22 protein-coding genes and 1 tRNA gene are annotated in these 21,322 nt (G+C 68.3%); 20 read left to right on the top strand and 3 right to left on the bottom strand.

Annotated elements, in window-relative coordinates:
- Positions 1-8: 8 nt before the first annotated feature.
- The 19 genes from VKZ50_02925 (at position 9) to VKZ50_02835 (ending at position 17,135) form a co-directional block, all read left to right on the top strand.
- Positions 9-1,448 carry an NADH-quinone oxidoreductase subunit N gene (locus VKZ50_02925; GenBank protein ID HLJ58664.1) on the top strand — a complete coding sequence of 480 codons (1,440 nt, stop codon included), beginning with the start codon at positions 9-11 and terminating at the stop codon, positions 1,446-1,448.
- Positions 1,449-1,717: 269 nt separating this feature from the next.
- Positions 1,718-2,068: a V-type ATPase subunit subunit G family protein gene (locus tag VKZ50_02920; protein HLJ58663.1), complete on the top strand. Its 351-nt coding sequence runs from the start codon at positions 1,718-1,720 to the stop codon at positions 2,066-2,068.
- Positions 2,069-2,076: 8 nt separating this feature from the next.
- Positions 2,077-4,023: a hypothetical protein gene (locus VKZ50_02915; GenBank protein ID HLJ58662.1), complete on the top strand. Its 1,947-nt coding sequence runs from the start codon at positions 2,077-2,079 to the stop codon at positions 4,021-4,023.
- Positions 4,020-4,343: a F0F1 ATP synthase subunit C gene (locus VKZ50_02910; protein HLJ58661.1), complete on the top strand. Its 324-nt coding sequence runs from the start codon at positions 4,020-4,022 to the stop codon at positions 4,341-4,343. The genes VKZ50_02915 and VKZ50_02910 overlap by 4 nt, the downstream gene beginning before the upstream one ends.
- Positions 4,344-4,368: 25 nt before the next feature.
- The gene (locus VKZ50_02905) at positions 4,369-4,953 is read left to right on the top strand and encodes a V-type ATP synthase subunit E (GenBank protein HLJ58660.1); all 585 of its coding nucleotides are present in this window, start codon (positions 4,369-4,371) and stop codon (positions 4,951-4,953) included.
- A gap of 28 nt (positions 4,954-4,981) precedes the next feature.
- Positions 4,982-6,001, top strand: coding sequence for a V-type ATPase subunit (locus VKZ50_02900; protein ID HLJ58659.1), 1,020 nt, complete (start codon positions 4,982-4,984; stop codon positions 5,999-6,001).
- Positions 5,994-6,311, top strand: coding sequence for a V-type ATP synthase subunit F (locus tag VKZ50_02895; protein HLJ58658.1), 318 nt, complete (start codon positions 5,994-5,996; stop codon positions 6,309-6,311). Before VKZ50_02900 ends, VKZ50_02895 begins: the two co-directional genes overlap by 8 nt.
- Positions 6,312-6,345: 34 nt before the next feature.
- A complete protein-coding gene (locus tag VKZ50_02890; GenBank protein HLJ58657.1) occupies positions 6,346-8,148 on the top strand; it encodes a V-type ATP synthase subunit A in 1,803 nt (600 codons plus the stop codon).
- Positions 8,145-9,563, top strand: coding sequence for a V-type ATP synthase subunit B (locus VKZ50_02885; protein ID HLJ58656.1), 1,419 nt, complete (start codon positions 8,145-8,147; stop codon positions 9,561-9,563). The genes VKZ50_02890 and VKZ50_02885 overlap by 4 nt, the downstream gene beginning before the upstream one ends.
- 78 nt (positions 9,564-9,641) lie before the next feature.
- Complete coding sequence (locus tag VKZ50_02880; protein ID HLJ58655.1) at positions 9,642-10,286, top strand: V-type ATP synthase subunit D; 645 nt, start codon at positions 9,642-9,644, stop codon at positions 10,284-10,286.
- A 53-nt stretch (positions 10,287-10,339) separates the two neighbouring features.
- Positions 10,340-11,254, top strand: coding sequence for a Clp1/GlmU family protein (locus tag VKZ50_02875; protein ID HLJ58654.1), 915 nt, complete (start codon positions 10,340-10,342; stop codon positions 11,252-11,254).
- A 14-nt stretch (positions 11,255-11,268) separates the two neighbouring features.
- Positions 11,269-11,997, top strand: coding sequence for a DUF881 domain-containing protein (locus tag VKZ50_02870; protein ID HLJ58653.1), 729 nt, complete (start codon positions 11,269-11,271; stop codon positions 11,995-11,997).
- 5 nt (positions 11,998-12,002) lie between these two features.
- Positions 12,003-12,368: a small basic family protein gene (locus VKZ50_02865; protein ID HLJ58652.1), complete on the top strand. Its 366-nt coding sequence runs from the start codon at positions 12,003-12,005 to the stop codon at positions 12,366-12,368.
- Between the two features lie 69 nt (positions 12,369-12,437).
- Positions 12,438-13,445, top strand: a complete 1,008-nt coding sequence (gene gap, locus VKZ50_02860) for a type I glyceraldehyde-3-phosphate dehydrogenase (GenBank protein HLJ58651.1) — start codon at positions 12,438-12,440, stop codon at positions 13,443-13,445.
- Positions 13,446-13,471: 26 nt separating this feature from the next.
- Positions 13,472-14,650: a phosphoglycerate kinase gene (locus VKZ50_02855; protein ID HLJ58650.1), complete on the top strand. Its 1,179-nt coding sequence runs from the start codon at positions 13,472-13,474 to the stop codon at positions 14,648-14,650.
- Between the two features lie 16 nt (positions 14,651-14,666).
- Positions 14,667-15,425, top strand: a complete 759-nt coding sequence (gene tpiA, locus VKZ50_02850; protein ID HLJ58649.1) for a triose-phosphate isomerase — start codon at positions 14,667-14,669, stop codon at positions 15,423-15,425.
- A 193-nt stretch (positions 15,426-15,618) separates the two neighbouring features.
- Complete coding sequence (gene secG / locus VKZ50_02845) at positions 15,619-15,849, top strand: preprotein translocase subunit SecG (protein ID HLJ58648.1); 231 nt, start codon at positions 15,619-15,621, stop codon at positions 15,847-15,849.
- Positions 15,850-15,863: 14 nt separating this feature from the next.
- A complete protein-coding gene (locus VKZ50_02840) occupies positions 15,864-16,904 on the top strand; it encodes a nicotinate phosphoribosyltransferase (GenBank protein HLJ58647.1) in 1,041 nt (346 codons plus the stop codon).
- 145 nt (positions 16,905-17,049) lie between these two features.
- Positions 17,050-17,135 (top strand) — tRNA-Leu (locus tag VKZ50_02835).
- Positions 17,136-17,220: 85 nt separating this feature from the next.
- On the opposite strand, the gene VKZ50_02830 is transcribed toward VKZ50_02835, so the two are convergent.
- On the bottom strand, positions 17,221-17,724 hold the full coding sequence (locus tag VKZ50_02830; protein HLJ58646.1) for a zinc ribbon domain-containing protein: 504 nt from the start codon (positions 17,722-17,724) through the stop codon (positions 17,221-17,223).
- On the bottom strand, positions 17,660-18,727 hold the full coding sequence (locus VKZ50_02825; GenBank protein ID HLJ58645.1) for a recombinase family protein: 1,068 nt from the start codon (positions 18,725-18,727) through the stop codon (positions 17,660-17,662). Before VKZ50_02825 ends, VKZ50_02830 begins: the two co-directional genes overlap by 65 nt.
- 1,108 nt (positions 18,728-19,835) lie before the next feature.
- Here VKZ50_02825 and VKZ50_02820 point away from each other — a divergent pair.
- Complete coding sequence (locus VKZ50_02820; protein HLJ58644.1) at positions 19,836-20,912, top strand: PQQ-binding-like beta-propeller repeat protein; 1,077 nt, start codon at positions 19,836-19,838, stop codon at positions 20,910-20,912.
- 9 nt (positions 20,913-20,921) lie between these two features.
- Here VKZ50_02820 and VKZ50_02815 read toward each other — a convergent pair whose 3' ends face one another.
- Positions 20,922-21,107 carry a hypothetical protein gene (locus tag VKZ50_02815; protein ID HLJ58643.1) on the bottom strand — a complete coding sequence of 62 codons (186 nt, stop codon included), beginning with the start codon at positions 21,105-21,107 and terminating at the stop codon, positions 20,922-20,924.
- Positions 21,108-21,322: the final 215 nt, after the last annotated feature.

Genomic DNA, 21,322 nt, shown 5'->3' with positions numbered 1-21,322 from the left:
GGACGCGCGTGGATCTTCGGCTGATCACCCCGGAGCTGCTGCTCGGGCTGCTCGGGCTCGGACTGCTCGTCATCGAGCTGTTCACCGGCCCCGAGGCCAAGCGACTCGTCGGGTGGATTGGCGTCGCGGGCCTCGCCGTCGCCCTGGTGCCGTCCTTCGCGCTGCTCGGCGTCGCGCCGCGCCTCGTCTTCGGCGGCACGTACGCGATCGACGCGTTCGCGGCGTTCTTCAAGATCGTCGCCGAGGCGAGCGGGCTGCTCGTGCTGCTCGCGGCGATGGCGTTCTTCCGGGACCGGCGCCAGCCGCACGAGGGCGAAGTGTACGTGCTCACGGTCTTCATGGTGCTGGGGCTCGTGGCGATGGCCGCGGCCGCCGATCTGATCCTGCTGTTTCTCGCGATCGAGTTCGTGTCGCTCGTCTCCTACGTGCTCGCGGGTTCGCTGAAGGGCGACCGCAAGAGCAGCGAGGCGGGGGTGAAGTACTTCTTCTTCGGCGCGGCGGCGTCGGCGATCATGCTGTACGGCTTCTCGTACTTGTACGGGGCGGGCGGCAGCACGAACCTGTACCGGCTCGCCCCCCGGATCGCCGAGATGCCCGCGCCGTTCGTCGTCGTCGCCGCGGTGCTGATCCTGGCGGGGCTCGGCTTCAAAACATCGCTCGTGCCCTTCCACCAGTGGACACCGGACGTCTATGAGGGCGCGCCGACGCCGATCACCGCGTTTCTGTCGGTCGGCAGCAAGGCCGCCGCGTTCGCCGCGCTGCTGCGGGTGTTCTACGTCGCCCTGCCCCCCGGAGCGTGGGTCCCGATCCTCGCGGCGCTCGCCGCGGTGACGATGAGCGTGGGCAACCTGCTCGCGCTGTCCCAGCAGAACATCAAGCGCATGCTCGCGTACAGCTCGATCGCGCACGCCGGCTACATGATGATCGGCGTCGTCGCGCTGGTCGCGTCACCGACGGCCGTCGGGTCCGGCGTCGCGGCGGTGCTGTACTACCTGTTGGCGTACGTGTTCACGAACGTCGGCGCGTTCGCCGTCGTGATCGCGGCCGAACGCGCGCTCGGCTCGGACGCGATCGCCGACTACGCTGGGTTCGCCCGGCGCGCGCCGCTGTCGGGGCTCGCCATGGTCGTGTTCATGCTGTCGCTCTCAGGCGTGCCGCCGACCGCGTTGTTCTGGGGGAAACTCAGCCTGTTCGGCGCCGCCCTGCAGAGCGGGTTCGGCTGGCTTGCCGTCGTCGGCATCCTGAACAGCGCCGCGTCGCTCTACTACTACCTGGGTGTGCTGCGGGTAATGTACGCGCCCGCACCGGCCGATGCGTCCGCGGCCCCCGAGGGCGGACTGGCGCGCGCGGTGCTCGGCGTCACCGCCGCGGCGACGCTCCTGCTCGGTGTATTCCCTGAGCCGTTTATCCGGCTCGTCCAGCGCGCGTCGATGCTGCTCCGGGTCTAGCGTTCCCGCGCCGGGACGGCCGGCGCGGGCCATGACCTCGCGCGGAATTGTCGGCCCGCCGGCGCGGTGCGAGAATGGGCCTGCGTCAGCAGAGCGCACTCGCCGGAGGCGTCCGCATGAGCGCCGTCGCCGCACCCGCACCGGCCTTGACAGGGCTTCGCGTGGTTTGTTACGATCGGATCAGCCAACGGCCCCGGCGTCCGAGGGCCGCGTGGGAGCGAGAACGGCCTCGGTCCACGGGCGCTATTTTTTTGTCTATGGGAGTGTCCATGGCACAATCTGATGCCTCTACGCATTCCTCCGACGATCAGATCCTCCGAGAAATTGCCGACAAAGAGCGTTCGCTACAGGAAGAGTTAGCCAGGGCCAAAGCCGAGGCCGCGCGGCTCGTCGAGCAGGCGCAGCGCGAGGCCGAGGAGATTCGTGCGCGCGCCCGGGGGCAGTTGGAGCGCGAGGCGGCGGAGGCCGCGGCCGCGGGGACCGCCGAGGCGCAGAAGGTCACGGCGGAGATCCTCGAGCGCGCCGGCGCCGAGGCGAAGACAATTCGGACGCGGGCCGCGGAGCGGCTGTCTCGGGCCGCAGATGTCGTCGTGCGCGAGGTCCTCGGGGACCGCGAATGATTGTGTCCATGAGCCGGATCACGGTGCTCGGGCCCCGGCGGCTTCAGCGGGACGTCGTGGAGGCGGTCCAGGAACTCGGCGCGCTCCACGTCGACCACGTCCGCGCGGCCGACGAGACGTTCGCGCCGCGTGAGTTGTCGGACGCCGACCAGGCCGACCGCGCCAGCTGGGACGCCCTGCGCGCGTTGTCGGAGGGCGTGCTGGCCCTGCTTCCCGCAATCGAGATCCCCATCGTCGACACTGCCGCGTTCCTGAGCCAGTCCCCGGATGCCCTTCGCCGGCGCGTCGAGCCGATCGACGCGGAGGCGAAGGACCTCACCCGTCGGCTGCTGGATGCGGAGGAAGAGCTCGAGCTGCTCCGGGCCTACGGGCCGGCGATCGAAGCGCTGGGGCCGTTGCTCGCGCTCCTCGAGACGAGCACGCGCGTGAACGCGGCGGGGTTCGTCCTCGAGGCGAAGGCGGGCGCGGTCGAGGCGCTGCGCACCGAGCTGGCGCAGGCGACCCACGGACGCGCGGCGTTCGTCGCCCGCCAGGTGGACGACCGGCGGGTGGGCGTGGTGGTGGCGTTTACGGCCGAGGATGCCGAGGCCGTGCGCGGGGCCCTCACGCGGGCGGGCGCCAGCGAGCTCCGGCTCCCGGCCAGCGTCCAGGGAAAGCCGCTCGGCGAGGCCGTGCCGTATCTGCAAGAACGCGGCCGCCGTCTGCCGGGGGAACTCGAGAACCTGCGCGCCGGGCTGATGCATCTGTCGCGCAAGTGGCGCGCCGAGGTGGCCGCGATCGCGACCGTCGCGCGGGACGCGGTGCATCGGTTCGAGCTGATGCTGCAGATCCCGCAATCGCGCTATACGTTCACCCTGTACGGCTGGGCGCCGACGCGTCAGGTCGGGGCGATCCGCACCGCGCTGCGCAAGCGCTTCGGCGCCGACGTGTTCGTGTTCCATGAGCCGGCGCCGATCCACCACGCGGAACAGGTGCCGGTGCTGCTCGACAACCCGGGGTGGGTCAAGCCGTTCCAGCTGTTTCTCGCCATCTTCGATCCGCCCAAGTACGGGACGTTTGACCCCACGATCTTCTTCGCGGTCGGCATGCCCCTGTGGGTGGGGTTGATCATCGGGGACGTCGGGTACGGGTTGCTCCTGCTCGCGATCACGCTGTTCTTCGCCTCGCGGGCGAGATTGGGTCGGCCGTGGCGCGCGGTCATCGCCGGCATGGATTTCGGATTCACGCTGCCGGTGCCCATCCTCCGTCAGGTGGCCACGCTGCTCGGCTGGATGACCGCGTGGACGATGGTGTTCGGCGTGGTCTTTGGGGAGTTCTTCGGGTATCTGCCGGAACGGCTCTTCCCGGGGTTCCACCCGATGTTCGACCGGATCGAGAACCTGACCACGTACCTGTACCTGTCGATCGGGTTCGGCCTCGTGCAGGTCTACCTCGGTCAAGTGATGCACATCGCCAAGGCGGTCAGGCACCGGCACCGCAAGGACCTCCTCGAGGCGCTCGCGCTCATCGGGGGCGGAACCACGGTCTTCCTGTGGATGGCGACCCAGGTCCACGTGCTCCCGTCGAGCTTCTTCAGTCCCGTGATGCTCGTCAGCGCGGTCGTGTTCCTGCTCGCGCTCGTCCTCTCCGTGTCGCTCTCCAGCCTGATGTGGGTCATGGAGTCGATTTCCACGTTTGGCGCGTTCATCTCGTACGCGCGAATCTTCGCGGTCGGGATGGCGTCCGTGGCGCTCGCGAACGTGGCGAACCAGCTCGGGAGCGGGTTCGCGGTTCTCGTGTTGGGCGTGCTCGTCGGCGCGCTCGGCCACATGCTGTTCTTCGGCCTCACGCTGATCGGGCATATTCTGCAGCCGGCACGTCTTTTCTGGGTCGAGTTCTTCTCCGCGTTCAAGTACTACCAGGACACCGGGCACCGCTATCGCCCATTCCAACGTACCGGAGGTGGAGTCTCGTGAGGCAACGGAATGTCCTGCTCGCTCTGACCGTCGCGGCGCTGTTCGTGATCGGATTCTCGCTGGCCGCGTCGGCGCAACAGGCGGGGGCAAAACCGGAGGTCAGCCCCGGCGCGGGCGCGATGGGCATCGGCGTCGGATTGGCGATCGGCCTGGGCGCCGTCGGTACCGGCATCGCACAGTCCCGCATCCTGGGTGCGGCGGCGGGCGTGATCGCCGAGCGGCCGGAGATGTTCGGACTGATGCTGGTGCTGTTCGTGCTTCCGGAGACGCTGGTCATCTTCGGGTTCGTGATGGCGTTCTTCCTGTACGGGAAGCTGTAGCCCGATCCCGGGGGCGAACGATCTCATGGGATCCGAGCTGAGCCAGCTGCTCGAACGGGAGGCGAGGGCCGAGAAGGACAAGGCCCTCGGCGAGGCCCGGGCGCGGGCGGAGGAGATCCTCGCGGCCGGGCGCCGCGAGGCCGAGGAGGCGCTGGCGGCGGGCCGGCACCGGTTGGAGGGAGAGCGCGCGCAGGAGCACGCTCGCGCCACCAGCACCGCCAGCCTGCGGGCGGCGGCGCTCGTGCTCGCGGCGAAGGACGAGGGCATCCGCGCGGTGTTCGAGCGCGCGGAGGCGGAGGTGCGCGCCGCGGCGGCCGATCCGGCGCGCCGGCGGGCGATGATCCGCGCTCTGCTCCGGGAGGCGGCGCGGGGGGTCTCCGGCGGGCGTGTCGCGGTGGAGGTCTCCCCTGGGGACGCGGACGCGGCCCGCGAGGTCGTGCGAGAGCTCGGTCTCGACGCGGAGGTGCGAGAAGCTCCCGGCGTGCGGGACGGCGTCCGTCTCGTGAGCCAGGACGGACGGGCGATCATTGAGAACATGCTGCCCGGTCGGCTCGCCCGCGCGCGGCGCGAACTGGTCTCCCGGGTCGCGGAGGTGCTGTGGGGCGCGTGAGCCCCCGCAGCCGCTGACGTCGAGGCCGATGGGCGACTTCGCGTACATCAACGCGCGCGTCAAGGTCATGAAATCCCGTCTGCTTCCGCCGGGACGCGCCGAGGAGCTCCTCCACGCCCCCGACCTGGAGGCGGTCATCCAGGCGCTGGCCGACACCCCGTACAACCTCGAGCTGCAGGAGGCGCTGAGCCGCTTCGCCGGCGTGCGGGCGGTCGACGAAGCGTTGTCGCAGAACTTCTACCACACGACCCAACGCATCCTGAGTTTCGCGGACGGCACTCCCCGGGACGTGATCGAGGTCGTGCTGCTGCGGTACGATCTGCAGAACATCCGGGCGATCATCCGGGGGAAGTCCACGGGGCGAAGCCAGGAGGAGATCCTCGGCACGCTGTTTCCGGGGGGCCTCTTGAGCGAGGTGAAGCTCAAGGAACTGCTGCAGCAGCCGGACCTCAAGGCGATCGCGGATACGCTCGTTACGTGGATGCACCCGCTCGCCCGTGCGCTGCGGGAAGGCGTGGACGCGGCGCAGCGCGGCGGCAGCTTGCTCGACGTGGAGATGGCGCTCGACCGCGCCTACGTCCGGTACGGCATGCGGATCGCCGACACCGAGGGCGAGTCCGCGCTCCGCCGGTACCTCCTGGCGGAGGTCACGATGACCAACCTGAAGACGGCGCTCAAGCTGCGCCGGATCAAGGACCTGCCCCGCGAGGAGCGGGAGCGGTTCTTCGTCTCGGGGGGATCGTTGCCGCTGGAGCGCTTTCTCACGCTCGCCGATCCGCAGTCGAGCCTCTCCGAGGTCGCGACGATGCGGCTGTTCGGCGCCGACCTGACCGGGACCGAGGATCTGCCGGAGATGGAACGGGCGATCGACCAGTCGTTCGTGCGGATGACCGCCCGGATGTACATGGGGGATCCGCTCGCGCTGGACGTGGTGATCGGATACCTCGCGCGGAAGGGCGCCGAGGTCAGCAACCTGCGCGTCGTCGCGCACGCGCGCCAACTCGGCATTCCCGAGGACGTCGCGCGCCGGGAGCTCGTGAATGTATAAGATGGCGGTGATCACCGACGGCGAGACGGCGACGGGGTTCCGTCTCGCCGGGGTGGAAGTGCGCGAGGCGGACACGCCCGCCCGTGCCCTCGAAGAGCTCCAGGCGTGCATCGCGGCGGGGTACGGCGTCGTCGCGGTGAACGAGGACCTGCTCGCCGGCACCGACGAGGCGCGCGCCCGGCTCCTGCGCGGCCGGGATCTGCCGATCGTCGTGCCGCTGCCGCCGGCCCGGGTGGAGATGGAGAGCGGGGAGGCGTACATCGCCCGCCTCGTGAAAGAGCACATCGGATTCTACGTGAAGCTCAAGTGAGGACGGAGTCGCATTCCGCGGGGAGGACGGACCCATGGCGGTCGTAGGCGAGATTACGCGCATCTCGGGCCCGGCGGTGATCGCCCACGGCCTGGCCGGCGCGCGCATGTACGACATCGTGCGGGTGGGCCGGGAGAAGCTGATCGGCGAGATCATCCGGCTGGACGGGGACACGGCGTTCGTGCAGGTGTACGAGGATACCTCGGGGCTGTTCGTCGGCGAGCCGGTGGAGTCCACCGATGCGCCCTTGCAGCTCGAACTGGGCCCCGGGATGCTGAGCAGCATCTACGACGGCATCCAGCGCCCGCTCGACAAGATCCGCGAGGCCCAAGGCGACTTCATTTCGCGCGGCGTCGTCGTGAACTCCCTGGATCGGGAGCGGAAGTGGACGTTCGTGCCGAAGGCCAAGGCGGGCGACCGGGTCGGGCCGGGCGACGTGATCGGCGAGGTGCAGGAGTACTCGTACGCGCACCGGATCATGGTCCCCCCGGACGTCGCCGAGGACGAGCTCGCCGAGATCAGAGGCGGCGAGTTCAAGGTGACCGACGTCGTCGCGCGGCTGAAGGGCGGGATCGAGCTCCGCATGATGACCACGTGGCCGGTGCGCGTGCCGCGCCCCGCCGCGCGGAAGCTGGAGCCGACGGAGCTGTTCGTGACCGGGCAGCGGGTGCTGGACGTCCTGTTCCCGGTGGCGATGGGAGGGACGGCGGCGGTGCCCGGGCCGTTCGGCAGCGGGAAGACGGTCGTGCAGCAGACGCTGTCCAAGTGGTCGAACGCGGACATCATCGTCTACGTCGGCTGCGGCGAGCGCGGGAACGAGATGACCGACGTGCTGACCGAGTTCCCCGAGCTCGAGGACCCGCGGAACGGACGCCCGCTCATGGAGCGGACGATCCTGGTCGCGAACACCTCGAACATGCCCGTCGCGGCCCGCGAGGCGAGCATTTATACCGGCGTCACGATGGCGGAGTACTTCCGCGACATGGGCTACCGCGTCGCGTTGATGGCCGATTCCACGAGCCGCTGGGCCGAAGCGCTGCGCGAGATCTCCTCCCGGCTGGAGGAGATGCCGGCGGAGGAAGGCTACCCGCCGTACCTCGCCAGCCGGCTGTCCGCGTTCTACGAGCGGGCCGGCCGCGCGGTCGTGCTCGGCAAGGACCAGCGCGTCGGCGCCGTGACGGTGGTCGGCGCGGTATCGCCGCCGGGCGGCGACCTGTCGGAGCCGGTGACGCAGAGCACGCTGCGGATCGTGGGCGCGTTCTGGTCGTTGGACGCGCAGCTCGCCTACCGGCGGCACTTCCCGTCGATCAACTGGAACCGGTCCTACAGCCTGTACGAGAGCCTGCTCAACGCCTGGTACGCCGAGAACGTGGCGAAGGACTTCACCGAGCAGCGGAGCTGGTTGAGCGCGATCCTGGCCCGCGAGGCCGGCCTGCAGGAAGTGGTCCAGCTCGTGGGGCCGGATGCGTTGCAGGACGACGAGCGGCTGGTGATCGAGCTCGGCCGGATGATCCGCGAGTTCTTCCTCCAGCAGAGCGCGTTCAGCGAGGTGGACGCCTCGTGCACGCTGGAGAAGGCGTATTGGATGGTTCGCGGGATGCGGGCGTTCTACGAAGCCGCGGGCGTCGCGCTCAAAGGGGATATGACGATCGACGAGATGCTCAATCTGCCGCAGAACGAACAGATCGCCCGGTTCAAGGAAGTGCCAAACGACAAGTTCAAGACCGTCATCGACGAGTTCTTGCGGGAGCTGCCCGCGGCGTTCAAGGGGCACGCGGGGGCGGCTGCGGGCGGCGACGGGCAGCGCGGCGCCGCGGCGAAGGAGGGAGTCCGATGAACCTGGCGACTAAGCGCTATACCAGCATCAACTACATCTCGGGACCGCTGTTGTTCGTCGAGGGCGCGAAGGACCTGTCGTACGGGGCGATCGTTGAGATCCACGTCCAGGACGGCAGCGTCCGCGGCGGACAGGTGATCGAGGTCTCCACCCGGAACGCGGTGATTCAGGTGTTCGAGGAGACGCGCGGGATGGACCTCGCCAAGACGTCGCTCAGTCTGCGCGAGGACGTCGCCCGGATCGCGGTCAGCCGCGAGATGATCGGGCGCCGGTTCAACGGCCTCGGCGACCCGATCGACGGGCTGCCGCCGATCATCCCCGAGAAGCGGATCCCGATCCTCGGCGCGCCGATCAACCCGGTCGCGCGGGAGAAGCCCGCCGAGTTCATCCAGACCGGGATCTCCACGGTGGACGTGATGAACACCTTGGTGCGGGGGCAGAAGCTGCCGATCTTTTCCGGGGCCGGGCTGCCCGCGAACGAAATCGCCGCGCAGATCGCGCGCCAGTCGAAGGTGCTCGGCGAGGCCGAGCAGTTTTCGGTGGTGTTCGGCGCGATGGGGATCACTCAGCGGGAGGCGTCGTTCTTCATCCACGAGTTCGAGAGCACCGGGGCGCTCGCGCGCAGCGTGGTGTTCATGAACCTCGCCGACGATCCGACGATCGAGCGGCTGATGACGCCGCGCGCCGCGCTCACGGTCGCCGAGTACCTCGCCTACGAACTCGACATGCAGGTGCTCGTGATCTTGACCGACATGACCAACTACTGTGAGGCGCTGCGCGAGATCGGCGCCGCGCGCGAAGAGATCCCCGGCCGGCGCGGCTACCCCGGCTACATGTACACCGACCTCGCCAGCATCTACGAGCGGGCCGGCCGTCTGAAGAACAAGAAGGGGACGATCACGCAGGTGCCGATTCTGACGATGCCCGACGACGACATCACGCACCCAATCGCCGACCTGACCGGGTACATTACGGAGGGGCAGCTGGTGCTGGCGCGCCCGCTGCACCGGCAGGGGATCTACCCGCCGATCAACCCGCTGCCGAGTTTGTCGCGTCTCATGAACAACGGCATCGGCAAGGGCCGGACGCGTGTCGACCACCGGCAGGTCGCCGACCAGCTGTACTCGGCGTACGCGCAAGGCCTGGACCTCCGGCGTCTCGTCGCGATCATCGGCGAGGAGGCGTTGACGGAAAACGACCGTCTGTATCTGCGCTTCGCGGACGGGTTCGAGAAGGAGTTCATCAACCAGGGCGGGGCGGACCGGTCTATCGAGGATTCGCTGACCCTGGGCTGGAAACTGTTGTCGACGTTCCCGAAGACGGCGCTGACGCGGATCAGCAAGGATCACGTGGATAAATACTACTACGGGGAGCAGTTGGAGAAGGTCTACCGGCCCGGCGAGATCCGGGTCTAGCGCGCGCGCCCACACCGACGGGCGGGACGCAGGTCCCGTCTCGCGCGACACACGGCGGCGAGCGGAGCGAGCACACCGATGGCCGATACGATCAGCCCAACCCGAATGAACCTCCTGCAGCGCCAGAACCAGGTCAAACTGGCGCAGCAGGGGGTCGATCTGCTGAAGCGCAAGCGCGACGCGCTGGTCGCGGACTTTTTCAACATCGTCCGGCGCGCGCTCGCTGCGCGCGAGCGGTTGATGCAGACCGCCGGCGAAGCCTACACGCTGCTGAGCCTCGCGAAGGCGGTCGAGGGGCGAGAGGTGCTTGAGTCGGCGGCGCTCGCCGACGGGCGCCGCCTCGAGGTCGGGATCGACAGCAGGAACGTGTGGGGAACCCGCATCCCCACGATTACCACGGACGAAGTGCGGCGCACGGTGCTCACCCGCGGACAGGACCCCGTGGCGGTGACATCGCGCACCGTGGAGAGCGCTGACCACTTCGAGGAGATCGTCGCCGCGCTGCTGGACGTCGCGAGCACCGAGGTGACGCTCCGCAAGATCGGCGAAGAGATCAAGAAGACGACCCGCCGGGTGAACGCGCTCGAGCAAGTGGTGATCCCGCGGATCCGGGGCGAGATCCGGTACATCCGCGACGTCCTAGAGCAGCGCGCCCGCGAGGACGTGTTTCGGCTCAAGCGCATCAAGAAGAAGCTGGAGGCCAAAGCCTCGTCCGGGACGTAGACGGCCGCACGCGGGCCACGCCGTCGGGGCGACGCCGGCGTGGCGAGGGCACGATGGTGGAGTGGCGGAAGGCGATCAGCGCGATCCTGGACGCGCCAGGCGTCGTGGTGATCCTTGGGTCGGTGGACGTCGGCAAAACGACATTCGCCACCGCGCTGGCCAACGGCGCGGTTCGCGCCGGACGCCGGCCAGCGATCGTCGACGCCGACACCGGGCAGTCGGATCTGGGCCCGCCCACCACGGTTGGATTGGGCATGGTGGACCGTCCCGTGCGACGGATGATCGAGATCCCGCTTCGCGCTGCCTACTTTGTCGGCGACACCTCTCCCCGCGACACGCACCGGTTCGTGGTCGACGGGATCGTGCGGTTGATCACGCGGGCGCAGGCGCTCGGCGCCTCGACGATCGTGGTCGATACCACCGGGTGGATCGAGGGCGCGGCGGCGGTCGCAGCCAAGGTTCGAGAGGTACGTGCGGCGGAGCCGCGGCACGTAGTCGCGATCCAGCGCGCCGAAGAGGTCGAGGCGATCCTCGCGCGCATGCCTGGGGGCGTGACGGTCCACCGTCTCCGCCCCGATCTGCGGGCGCGGAAGCGCTCGAGCCGGGAGCGCCGGGCGTTTCGCGAGCACCAGTTTGCGCAGTACTTTCGAGACGCCCGCACCTTGACCCTGAACCTCGACACGGTGCGGCAGGAGCGGAGTGTCGTCCATGCCGGACGCCGCGTCCCCGCCGCCCGCATCGTCGCCGAATTGCCGGCTCGCGAGCTTCGACACCGGCTCGTCGGGCTCGCCGACGCGGACGGCGGGTTGGTGGCCCTCGGCACGGTCCTGGGCGTGCGGCCGGGCGGCGTCGCGCTGGACATCGCCGCACCGCGGCGCTCCGTCGAGGCCGTGAGCACACTGCAGTGGGGCATGCTCCGCGTCTCGCCCGCCGGCCGCGAGGAAAGTCGGGCCCCCGGAGCCGCGTGAGCGGAGAGACGGCGATGACGGCGCGTTCCTGGCAGATCGGCCTGACCGCGGTTGCGCTTGCCGTGGGCTTCGTGCTCGCGGTGCAGGTGCGCACGGAGCGCTCGATCGAAACGAGCCTGCAGGTGACCTCCGGACGCCTCGGCGAGGTGGCGTACCGCTATCAGCAGGCCGAGCAACGCCAGGCGGACCTTCGCGAACGGCTGGCGGAACTGCGGCAGGGCATCGCCGACGAGGAGCAGCGGGCGGCGGCCGGCCGGGAAGCGACGGCGGCGCTCGCCGCCGACCTGAGCCGGATGCGGACCCTCGCCGGACTGAGCGCCGTGCACGGGCCGGGCGTGCTCGTCACGATCTCCGACAGCACGCGCGCGCTCCGGCCGGGCGAAGATCCGAACTTGGTATTGATCCACTACTCCGACGTGTACGCGGTCGTCGCCGCGCTGTTCGCCGGAGGCGCCGAGGCCGTCGCCGTCAACGGCGAACGTGTCGTCGGGACGACCGGCATCTCCTGCGTCGGCACGACGATCTTGTGCAACGCGCGCCGGCTCGCGCCGCCGTACCGCATCGAGGCGATCGGCGATCCGCACGCGCTGCGGACCGTGGTCACGGCACGCGGCGGCATTCTCGACGAGCTGCGCGCGTTCGATTTTCCGGTCACGGTGGCGGTCGAGAGCGACGTCCGGTTGTCGGCGTACGCGGGCACGTTTGTGCACCGGTTCGCCACACCGGTCGACACGGGGAGGTGAGCGCGATGGTACTGCCGATCGTGGGGCTGCTGGCCGGCCTCGCCCTGGGGCTGCTCGTCAGCTTCCAGGTGCCGCTGACCTACGTCAAGTACAGCGCGATCGCGATCCTCGCGGCGGTCGACACGCTGCTCGGAGGTGCCCGCGCGCAGTTCGAGGGGCGGTTCGACCTGCGCGTGTTTCTCTCCGGGTTCGTTGTCAATACCCTGTTTGCCGCGGGGCTGACCGCGCTCGGCGATCTGCTGGGGCTGGACATCTACCTGGGCGCCGTGGTCGCATTCAGCATCCGGATCTTCAACAACATCGGCTTCATCCGCCGGGACCTCATGGGGCTGGTGTGGCGTACGCCACCGCTCGAGGCGGGCGAGACGTAGGCGCGATATACTAGTAGTGAGAGTGCGTGGGCGCGCGGGGCGTCCCGCGCACGGAGAAGGGGGCGCGGCATGGCGCGCATCGGGATCAACGGGTTCGGCCGGATCGGCCGATTGGTGTTACGGGCGATGCTCAACCGGTATCCGGCGATGGAGGTCGCCGCCGTCAACGATCTGACGGACGTCAGGACGAACGCGCATCTATTCAAGTACGACAGCACGTACGGGCAGTACCCCGGGACGGTCGAATCCGGCGAGGCCGCGATCGTCATTGACGGCCGGAAGATCGATGTGCTCTCCGAACGGGATCCCGCCAAGCTCCCCTGGCGCACCCACGGCGTCGACCTCGTCATCGAGTCCACGGGGCGGTTCACGGATGCGGCGAAGGCGGTGGCCCACCTGACGGGCGGCGGCGCCAAGCGCGTCGTCATCACCGCGCCGGCGACGGGCGAGGACATCACCGTCAACATGGGCGTCAACCACACCGCGTACGACCCGGCGAAGCACCGCATCGTCAGCAACGGCTCCTGCACGACCAACTGCCTGTCCGTCACCGCGAAGGTCCTGTCCCAGTCGTTCGGGATCCGCAGCGGCTTCATGAACACGATCCACTCCTACACGAACGATCAGGTGATCCTCGACACGGTGCATCGGGACCTGCGGCGCGCGCGGGCGGCGGCGCTGAACATCATCCCCACGACCACCGGGGCCGCGAAGGCGATCTCGATCGTGCTGCCGGAGTTGAAGGGGAAGATGAACGGGCTGGCGTTGCGGGTGCCCACCCCGACGGTGTCCTTGGTGGACCTGACCGTGACGCTGGAGAAGCCCGGGTCGGTGGACGACATCAACCGGGCGTTCAAGCGGGCGGCGGAAGGCGAGCTGAAGGGCTACCTCGGATACACGGACGAACCGCTCGTGTCGATGGACTTCAAGGGCGATCCTCGCAGCGGGATCGTGGACGCGGCGTCGACGATGGCCGTGGGGGACCTGGTCAAGGTCCTGTCCTGGTACGACAATGAATGGGGCTACTCGTGCCGCATCGCCGATCTCGTGCACTACATCATCGAGCGGGGCGCCTGAGCACCCCGGCACACTCAGGGCGGCCGATGCGGAAGAAGACGATTCGGGACATCGAGGTGAAGGGGCGGCGCGTGTTCGTCCGCGTGGACTTCAACGTGCCGTTGGAGGGGGGGCGCATCACCGACGATCTCCGGATCGTCGCGTCGCTGCCGACGATTACCTACCTGCTCGAGCACGGCGCCGCCGTGATTCTCGCCTCTCACCTGGGGCGGCCGAAAGGGCCCGATCCCGCGCTGCGGATGGACCCGGTCGCGGCGCGCCTCGGCGAATTGCTGGGCCGGCCGGTGCGCAAGCTCGACGACTGCGTCGGCCCGGCGGTGGCGGACGCGGTTGCGGCGATGCGGCCCGGCGACGTGGTGCTGCTCGAGAACCTGCGGTTCCACAAGGAAGAGGAAGCCAACGATCCCGCATTCGCGAAGCAACTCGCGGCGCTGGCCGATGTGTACGTGAATGACGCATTCGGCACCGCACACCGGGCGCACGCCAGCACGGCGGGGATCGCGGCGTTCTTGCCCGCGGTGGCGGGCCTCCTGATGGAGCGCGAGCTCCAGTTCCTCGGCAAGGTCTTGGAGCAGCCCCAGCGCCCGCTCGTCGTCATTCTGGGCGGGGCCAAGGTCGGCGACAAGATCGGCGTGATCCGCAACCTGCTTCGGCTCGCGCAGACGATGCTCATCGGCGGCGGTATGTGCTACACATTTTTGCGCGCGGGCGGCGCCGAGATCGGGTCGTCGCTGTGCGAAGCGGACCGGCTGGACCTTGCCCGCGAGTTGATGCAGGAGGCGGAGCAGCGCGGCGTGACCCTGGTGCTCCCGGTGGACGTGGTCGTGGCGGAGCGCGTCGAGGCCGGTGCCCCGACGCGCGTGGTGGACGCCCGTGCGATCCCCGCGGGGTGGGCGGGTGTGGACATCGGCCCGCGGACGGTTGCGGCGTTCGGCGCGCCGATTGCCAGCGCGGGGACGGTGCTGTGGAACGGTCCGATGGGGGTGTTCGAGATCCCGGCGTTCGCCGAGGGCACCCGCGCGATCGCGAAGGCGGTCGCGGAGTCCTGCGGAGAGTCGATCGTCGGCGGCGGCGACACCGGCGCCGCAGTCGAGGAGTTCGGATACACCGGGAAGATGACGCACGTCAGCACCGGCGGGGGCGCCTCGCTGGAGTTCATGGAGGGCAAGACGCTGCCGGGGGTCGCCGTCCTGCAGGACGCCTAGGCGTCACCCACATCGGATGCGCGTACCTCTCATCGCCGGTAACTGGAAGATGCACCTGACGCGCGAGGCCGCTGTGCGGCTGGCGCGGGACGTCGTCGCGGCGGTCGCGGAGATAACCGGTCCGCAGGTCGTCCTGTGCCCGCCGGCGACCGCGCTGGAGGCGGTGGGGCGGGCTATCGAGGGGACGAGTGTGCTCTTGGGCGCCCAGACCATGCATTGGGAGCCCGAGGGTGCCTACACCGGCGAGATCGCCGCGCCGATGCTGGTGGATCTGGGTTGCCGCGTCGTCATCCTCGGGCACTCCGAGCGGCGGTTGTATTGCGGGGAACGCGACGCGGACGTCGGTCTCAAGGCGCAAACCGCGCTGGCCCACGGCCTCACGCCGATCGTGTGCGTCGGGGAGGGACTGCAGGACCGGGAGCGCGGCGACGCGGACGGGGTGATCGTCCGCCAGCTCTCGGCGGCGACCAACACGATCCCTCCCGACCGACTGCACGACGTCGTGATTGCGTACGAGCCGGTCTGGGCGATCGGGACCGGCTTGACCGCGACTGGCGCCGAGGCGGACCGCGTGGCCGCGCTGATCCGCGCCCAGCTCGCCACCGCCGGGAGCGTCCCTGCTGCCGAGAAGGTTCGGGTGCTGTACGGCGGCAGCGTCAAACCCGCCAACATCGGCGAGTTCCTCGAGCGACCGGGCATCGACGGGGCGCTCGTTGGTGGGGCCAGCCTCGACGCCGGCGCGTTCGCCGAGATCGTACGCGCGGCCGCGCGCTAGACTGATGACCCCCGGACCCAAGCCGGTGCGTACCCCGGCGCCCCGCACGCGCCTGTTCGGGGTTCCCCGTGAGTCTGGTCCCGTTCTTCGGTCGGGCCGGATGGCAGCCCTTGGGCTGGCAGGCCCGGTTGGGGCCTTGGACGGCATCCCGGAGTATGCTAATCTAGTAAGGCTGTAGTTTGGGGGTGTCCGGGTGACGAACGTGATCCTGATTATTCATCTCATTGCCGCCGCCGCCGTTGTCGGGGTGATCGTGCTCCAGGGCCCCAAGGGCGAAGGGCTCGGCTCCATCGGCGGCGGGGGCGCCCGTCTGTTCCACGGGCCTAAGCCTCGCGAAACCCTGCTGCTCCGGGTGACATCATCGCTGGCGATCGTATTCGGCATCACGTCGCTCGTCCTCGTCATCACTAAGTTCGGTCGCTGACAGCCGGTTCCGAGGTGCCGCGGAAGCCGACCGCCTTCACATCGCTCGACGACGTCGGCCGGTACACCGCCGACGCCCAGCATCGCCTCCACAGCGCCTCGCACGAGGAGATCCTCGCCGGCGCCACGACCGACATCTATTTCGTCCGCACGTTGGAGATTCTCCGATCCTTAGGGTTGGCCGACACGCCGGTGGTGGCGGAGATCTTCGCCAGCAGCGACGGCGTGCTCGCGGGCGTGGACGAGGTGCGCTATCTGTTGCGAAACACCGGGGTGCTCATCGAGTCCCTCCGGGACGGGGAGACGTTCTCGGCCCGCGAAGTGGTGATGCGCATCGAGGGGCCATACGGGCAGTTCGGCATGTACGAGACCGTGCTTCTCGGGATGCTCTCCCACCCGAGCGGCTGGGCGACGGCGGCCCGGCACGTGGTTGCGGTGGCGGGGGAGACTCCGGTGTATTCGTTCGGTGCGCGCCACGTCCACCCGGCCGTCGCGCCTGTCATGGAGCGCGCGGCGATTGTCGGCGGCATGCGCGGCGCCGCATGCATTCTCGGCGCGAAACTCGCCGGCCAAGAACCGGTGGGCACCATGCCGCACGCATTCATTCTCCTCGTCGGTGACACACTGCGGGCCGCCACCGCGTATCATGAACTCATGCCGTCCGGGGTGCCGCGGCTCGTGCTCGTCGACACGTTCACGGACGAGACGGTCGAGGCCGTGCGCATCGCCGAGGCGATGGGGCCTGACCTGTCCGCAATCCGGCTCGACACGCCCCGCGAGCGGGGCAGCGTTACCCCGGACCTCGTCCGCGAGGTCCGGGCGAGGCTCGCGCTCGCCGGGCATCCGGCCGTTCAGATTTTCGTGTCGGGCGGGGTCACGCCGGAACGGATCCCGGCGCTGATTGAGGCCGGCGTCTCCGCGTTCGGGGTTGGAAGCTACGTGAGCGGCGCGTCGCCGATCGACATGACGATGGATCTTCACGAGATTAACGGCCGCCCCATCGCCAAGCGCGGCCGGATTCCCGGACGGACGCCCGCGCCGCGTTTGCGGCCCTGAGTCGCCGCCGCGATCGCGGCAGCGCCAGCGGCGACCGGTTGTGTTTCGGTAGATCGCTGCGAAGCCGACTTGATTGACACCGTCCCAGGGCGATTCGTATAATGAGCTGTCCCTGCCGCCTGACCGGGCAGGGCGTTTTCTCCGCGCCGGGATGGCGGAATCTGGCAGACGCGCACGTTTGAGGGGCGTGTGGGGCAACCCGTGGGGGTTCAAATCCCCCTCCCGGCACCATGGTTATCACTACACACTTCCTCGCTATTGAGCATCGCCTCCATGTTGCCCTCGATTTCTGCGACCAGGTGTGGGCCTACTCGCCTCAGGATGACGGATCCGAGGAGTTTCGCCAATAGTAACCGAGCCGCCTCGACATCGGTGCTGAGCGTTGCGCGCGCAGATCACCGAGATAGCGTGCGATCACTATCGACAGCGGCGCCGCCTCGCACTCGACCACACGGCGCTCGCACGTTTCCAGCAGATGTCTGGTCGCAGGCGTGGCGAGGCCCTGCCGAATCGCGTCGAGGACGTTCGCGAGCTCGGTCTTGGCCTGGATGAGGTCGCGCTCCAAACTAGTCCGCCGATCATGCAGACTCTCTGAGTCTCGAGCAATAGCAGCATCGACCTGCTGCGTAAGATAGGCTACCGCGGCCGGCGTGAACAACTCGTTGAACAACGCATCCAATAGCTCCGCTTCGAGCCGATCGCGACGGACCTTCTTGGTATTCGCGCAGACGGCGGCGCCCCGATTCACGTGACCGCTACAGGCGTAGTAGCCGCGGGTGGAGTCTTGAAGGGTGTACCGACTTCCGCACTCCGCACAGATGAGCAGGCCGCTGAACAGGTACTTCGGCTTGCGACCCGACGCGGCAGCCGGAGAGCTCTGCCGATTCTGCCGGCGGATCTGCACCTGGTCCCACAGGTCCCTGGGGCACGATCCGCAGTGCCGGGGCATCGGTCCAGGTCCATTCGTCCTTGGGCCGCATCCGCATGGTGCGTTTGCCGGTCTCAGGATCTCGCACCTTGCGGCTGCGGTTCCACACGAGGCGCCCGACATAGATCGGGTTGTGGAGGATGCCGAACGCCTTCTTGGACGATCCGCTTACCGTCGTCCACGTCCAGCCCCGTAGCCGCCGACCCCGCACCGGGCGCGGAGGAGACACACGCTCGTCGTTCAGAACGTGGACGATCGTCTTCGGCGAATACCCGGCGGCGTAGAGCTCGAAGATCCGCCGCACGGTGCCAGCTTCATCAGGATCGATGACCCTGCGGTAGCCGGTGATTTGCTGGTGATCGTCGAGGATCGGCTGGCTGCGATAACCATATGCGCGACCACCAGCGCATAGCCCCCGCCTGATCTGGCCGAGCATTCCGCGCCGGGTCTTCTCGCGGAGATCCTCGAGGAACACTTCATCTTTCCACCCCGTAACCGACGCGAGCAGGCTACCAGTCTTTTCGGTCAGGTCGGTGCCCGCCATGACAGAAAAGACCCGTGTGCCCCAGAATCGCAGACGCTTCAGGGCATGGTGCAACTCGCCCTGGTCGCGCCACAGGCGGTCCTGACTCTCCACGAGAATCGCATCGATCCGTTTCGCCTTGGCTGCGGCCAGGAGTGCCGAGTAGGCCGGCCGCTGTTCGACGGCACCGCTGATTTCGACATCCCCGTACACGTGGTCCGAGAGGACTGTGCAGCGGAACCGCTCCGCTGCCTCGCGGCACAGGTTGACCTGGTCCTCGATCGAGGTCGCCTTCTGGCGCTCGGAGGAAAACCGAGCGTAGACTGCCGCCGCTAGGCGCGGAGCGTCCTGTGTTGCGTCGCGACTCCCCATCACCGGCTCCGAAGGATATCGCGGGCGATAATCCCGGCGAGCCCGTCCAGAAACTCACGAACCGCAGGGGAGAGTTGGGTCATCGTCTCGGTAGAGTCTTGTGAATGGCGGGAGTATTCGGCAGCGGTGCCAGAGCCGTCCTGCGCGAACAACCGTTCAGGCTCGCTTGCACACGCGTGCCCATCGTCCAAGGGGAGCGAGCGGCGCCGAGGAACCTCAGAGTGCCGCGTGAGCTGCCGAGCGGTCATCCCGACGATCCCTCGACGAACTGATCTACCGTGGCACCCCAATCCGGCCCGATGGCGACCTCCACTCGCTCGAGTTTCCACTAGTGACAGGGAACAGAATCCCGACACCCAGCTACTTCCGCTTCGCGAGTTCGTCACGGCCCAGGCATGGTCGTCGGCAGGGGAGTACGTCGACCACGCCAGCGCGACCGATCTACGCGGCCGAACGGCCTGGCGGGAGCTACTCACCCAGGCATCCCGCCGAAAGTTGGATGCGATTCTCGTCTGGAAGCTCGACCGGGCCTTCCGGTCAGTCGCGCACATGGCGACGGCCGTTGAGGAGTTCCGTCGGTGGGGCGTGGGGTTGCGGTCGTATTCGGAACCGTGGCTCGACACGTCGGGAACCTCGCCAGTTGCCGATCTGATGCTCAACATTCTGGCATCGTTCGCGCAGTTCGAGCGCAGTCTCATCTCAGAACGCGTCCGGGCAACCGGGCAGGTATGGAGCGTGCCAGGAAGCAGGGGAAGCATATTATCGGTCGACCCGCAGTGCTGGATGGTAACCTGGAGGCTCTGAGGCCCGCTATAGAAGCCGGTACGCTGTCCCGCAGTCAGGCGGCACGTCAAATAGGCGTGACCGTTTCGGCGGTTTCACGGGCTTTGAGAAAGGGTAGTCCCAACCGCCGCGCGGAAGAGCTTATGGATCAAGGGGTATCTACCACGAGTTGAGGGGTCGACTAAGGAGATCCTTCCGCAACGGTCGTCATCAGTGCAAGGGGTGGAGTTCGAGGGAGATCTCGACAAATGAACTCGCGCGCCATCAAGTGTCCGCCGCGCGCTCGCCGCGGTGTCCGAGACGGGCGCTGTACTATGATGGGATCATGCATCGCGGTCTGATCGTGAACGGAGTCCTCGTCTGCGCGCTCCTGGCCGGCGGCGCGGTCCCACCCGCAAGCCCTGCCCCGCAGGCGCTCCCCTGGGGTGCCCGCCGGGCCAACCCGGTTCTCCCCGACGATGTGCTGATCGCCGACGCGAGCAACAACCGGATCCTGCTCGTCACGCCGGACAAGCACATCGTATGGCAGATGCCGCAGCCCGGCCGGGCGTCTCCCCTGCGAGACGACGACGATGTCTTCTTCGGCCCGCACTTCGACGAGATCATCACCAACGAAGAAGACCACCACATGATCTCGATCATCGACTTCCGGACCCGCAGGATCGTCTGGAGCTACGGTCACCCCGGCGTGCCGGGGCGCGCGCCAGGCTACCTCAATACCCCGGACGACGCCTTCCTGTACGCCCGCGGCGGCGGGCTCATCACCGCGGCCGACATCAAGAACCAGCGAATCGTGTTCATCGACCGCCGGACCAAGCGGATCATCAAGCAGTACGGCCACACCGGCGTGATGCGGATCGATCCGCCGCGGTACTTCTCCGCGCCGAACGGCGACTTTCCGGCGCCCGATCAGGGTATGTTGGTGACGCAGATCAACGGGAACGACGCGATCCTGCTCGACCGCGAGGGACGCGTGGTGTGGACGCTGCGGTTTCCATCCGCGTTCTACTACCCGTCCGATGCCAACTTCACGCCGGACGGCAACGTAATCTGCGTGTTCTACACCAACCCCGGCGCAATCGTGATCATGTCACCCAAAGGCAAGGTGCTCTGGCAGTACCAGGTGCTGTCGGGTCCCGGGCGCCTCAACCACCCGTCGCTCGCCGTGCAGCTGCCGAACCGGATGGTGCTGCTGAATGACGATTTCAACCACCGTGTCATCGTGATCGATCCGGCCACGAAGCGTATCGTCTGGCAGTACGGCCACACGGGGGTGCCTGGCACGGCGCCCGGCTACCTCAACGTCCCGGACGGCGTGGACGTGCTGCCGGCCGGCGTCACCCCGGGCGCCAGCAACCCAATCGGGCGGCACCTGTGGAGCTACCCAGGCAACGGCTACTAGGAACGCCGGCTACGGGACGAGGCGCCGGTCCGCCAAGAGGGCCTCGACCGCGCGGCGTCCCGCCGATGCGTCGAGCAGCTCGCCCAGAAACTTGCCCACGATCCGTCCCCGCGGATTGATAAAGAAGGTCTCCGTCAAAAAGACAAAGGACCGTGGACTGTACGCCAGCCCGCCAACGTCCCGTTTTTCGGTCAAACGTATGCCACCGATGTGCACGCGCGTGCATCGTTGCCACCGGGGGCGCCGCGCAGTACGCCCGATGGACGCTGTGTCACGACCGGTGCTAGACTCCTCAAAGAGCCGGAGTAAAATTCCCCACCCCGACTGAATCTGGGTCACCAAATCCCTGCGAGGAGGAGGTGGCCCGACTGCTGCGAGGTGGGGACGTGGATGATGTTCGGACCTTTCAT

Source organism: bacterium (genome assembly GCA_035295165.1).
Classification (GTDB): domain Bacteria; phylum Sysuimicrobiota; class Sysuimicrobiia; order Sysuimicrobiales; family Segetimicrobiaceae; genus JAJPIA01.
Note: the sequence above shows the minus strand (reverse complement) of the source record. Positions and strands in the feature narration are given on the sequence as shown.

Bases quoted from the DNA above. Each gene is read 5' to 3' on its own strand.
- VKZ50_02920 (HLJ58663.1), top strand. From the start codon at position 1,718: ATGGCACAATCTGATGCCTCTACGCATTCCTCCGACGATCAGATCCTC.
- VKZ50_02915 (HLJ58662.1), top strand. From the start codon at position 2,077: ATGAGCCGGATCACGGTGCTCGGGCCCCGGCGGCTTCAGCGGGACGTC.
- VKZ50_02905 (HLJ58660.1), top strand. From the start codon at position 4,369: ATGGGATCCGAGCTGAGCCAGCTGCTCGAACGGGAGGCGAGGGCCGAG.
- VKZ50_02900 (HLJ58659.1), top strand. From the start codon at position 4,982: ATGGGCGACTTCGCGTACATCAACGCGCGCGTCAAGGTCATGAAATCC.
- VKZ50_02895 (HLJ58658.1), top strand. From the start codon at position 5,994: ATGTATAAGATGGCGGTGATCACCGACGGCGAGACGGCGACGGGGTTC.
- VKZ50_02890 (HLJ58657.1), top strand. From the start codon at position 6,346: ATGGCGGTCGTAGGCGAGATTACGCGCATCTCGGGCCCGGCGGTGATC.
- VKZ50_02885 (HLJ58656.1), top strand. From the start codon at position 8,145: ATGAACCTGGCGACTAAGCGCTATACCAGCATCAACTACATCTCGGGA.
- VKZ50_02880 (HLJ58655.1), top strand. From the start codon at position 9,642: ATGGCCGATACGATCAGCCCAACCCGAATGAACCTCCTGCAGCGCCAG.
- VKZ50_02875 (HLJ58654.1), top strand. From the start codon at position 10,340: ATGGTGGAGTGGCGGAAGGCGATCAGCGCGATCCTGGACGCGCCAGGC.
- VKZ50_02870 (HLJ58653.1), top strand. From the start codon at position 11,269: ATGACGGCGCGTTCCTGGCAGATCGGCCTGACCGCGGTTGCGCTTGCC.
- VKZ50_02865 (HLJ58652.1), top strand. From the start codon at position 12,003: ATGGTACTGCCGATCGTGGGGCTGCTGGCCGGCCTCGCCCTGGGGCTG.
- gap (HLJ58651.1), top strand. From the start codon at position 12,438: ATGGCGCGCATCGGGATCAACGGGTTCGGCCGGATCGGCCGATTGGTG.
- VKZ50_02855 (HLJ58650.1), top strand. From the start codon at position 13,472: ATGCGGAAGAAGACGATTCGGGACATCGAGGTGAAGGGGCGGCGCGTG.
- tpiA (HLJ58649.1), top strand. From the start codon at position 14,667: ATGCGCGTACCTCTCATCGCCGGTAACTGGAAGATGCACCTGACGCGC.
- VKZ50_02825 (HLJ58645.1), bottom strand. From the start codon at position 18,727: ATGGGGAGTCGCGACGCAACACAGGACGCTCCGCGCCTAGCGGCGGCA.
- VKZ50_02820 (HLJ58644.1), top strand. From the start codon at position 19,836: ATGCATCGCGGTCTGATCGTGAACGGAGTCCTCGTCTGCGCGCTCCTG.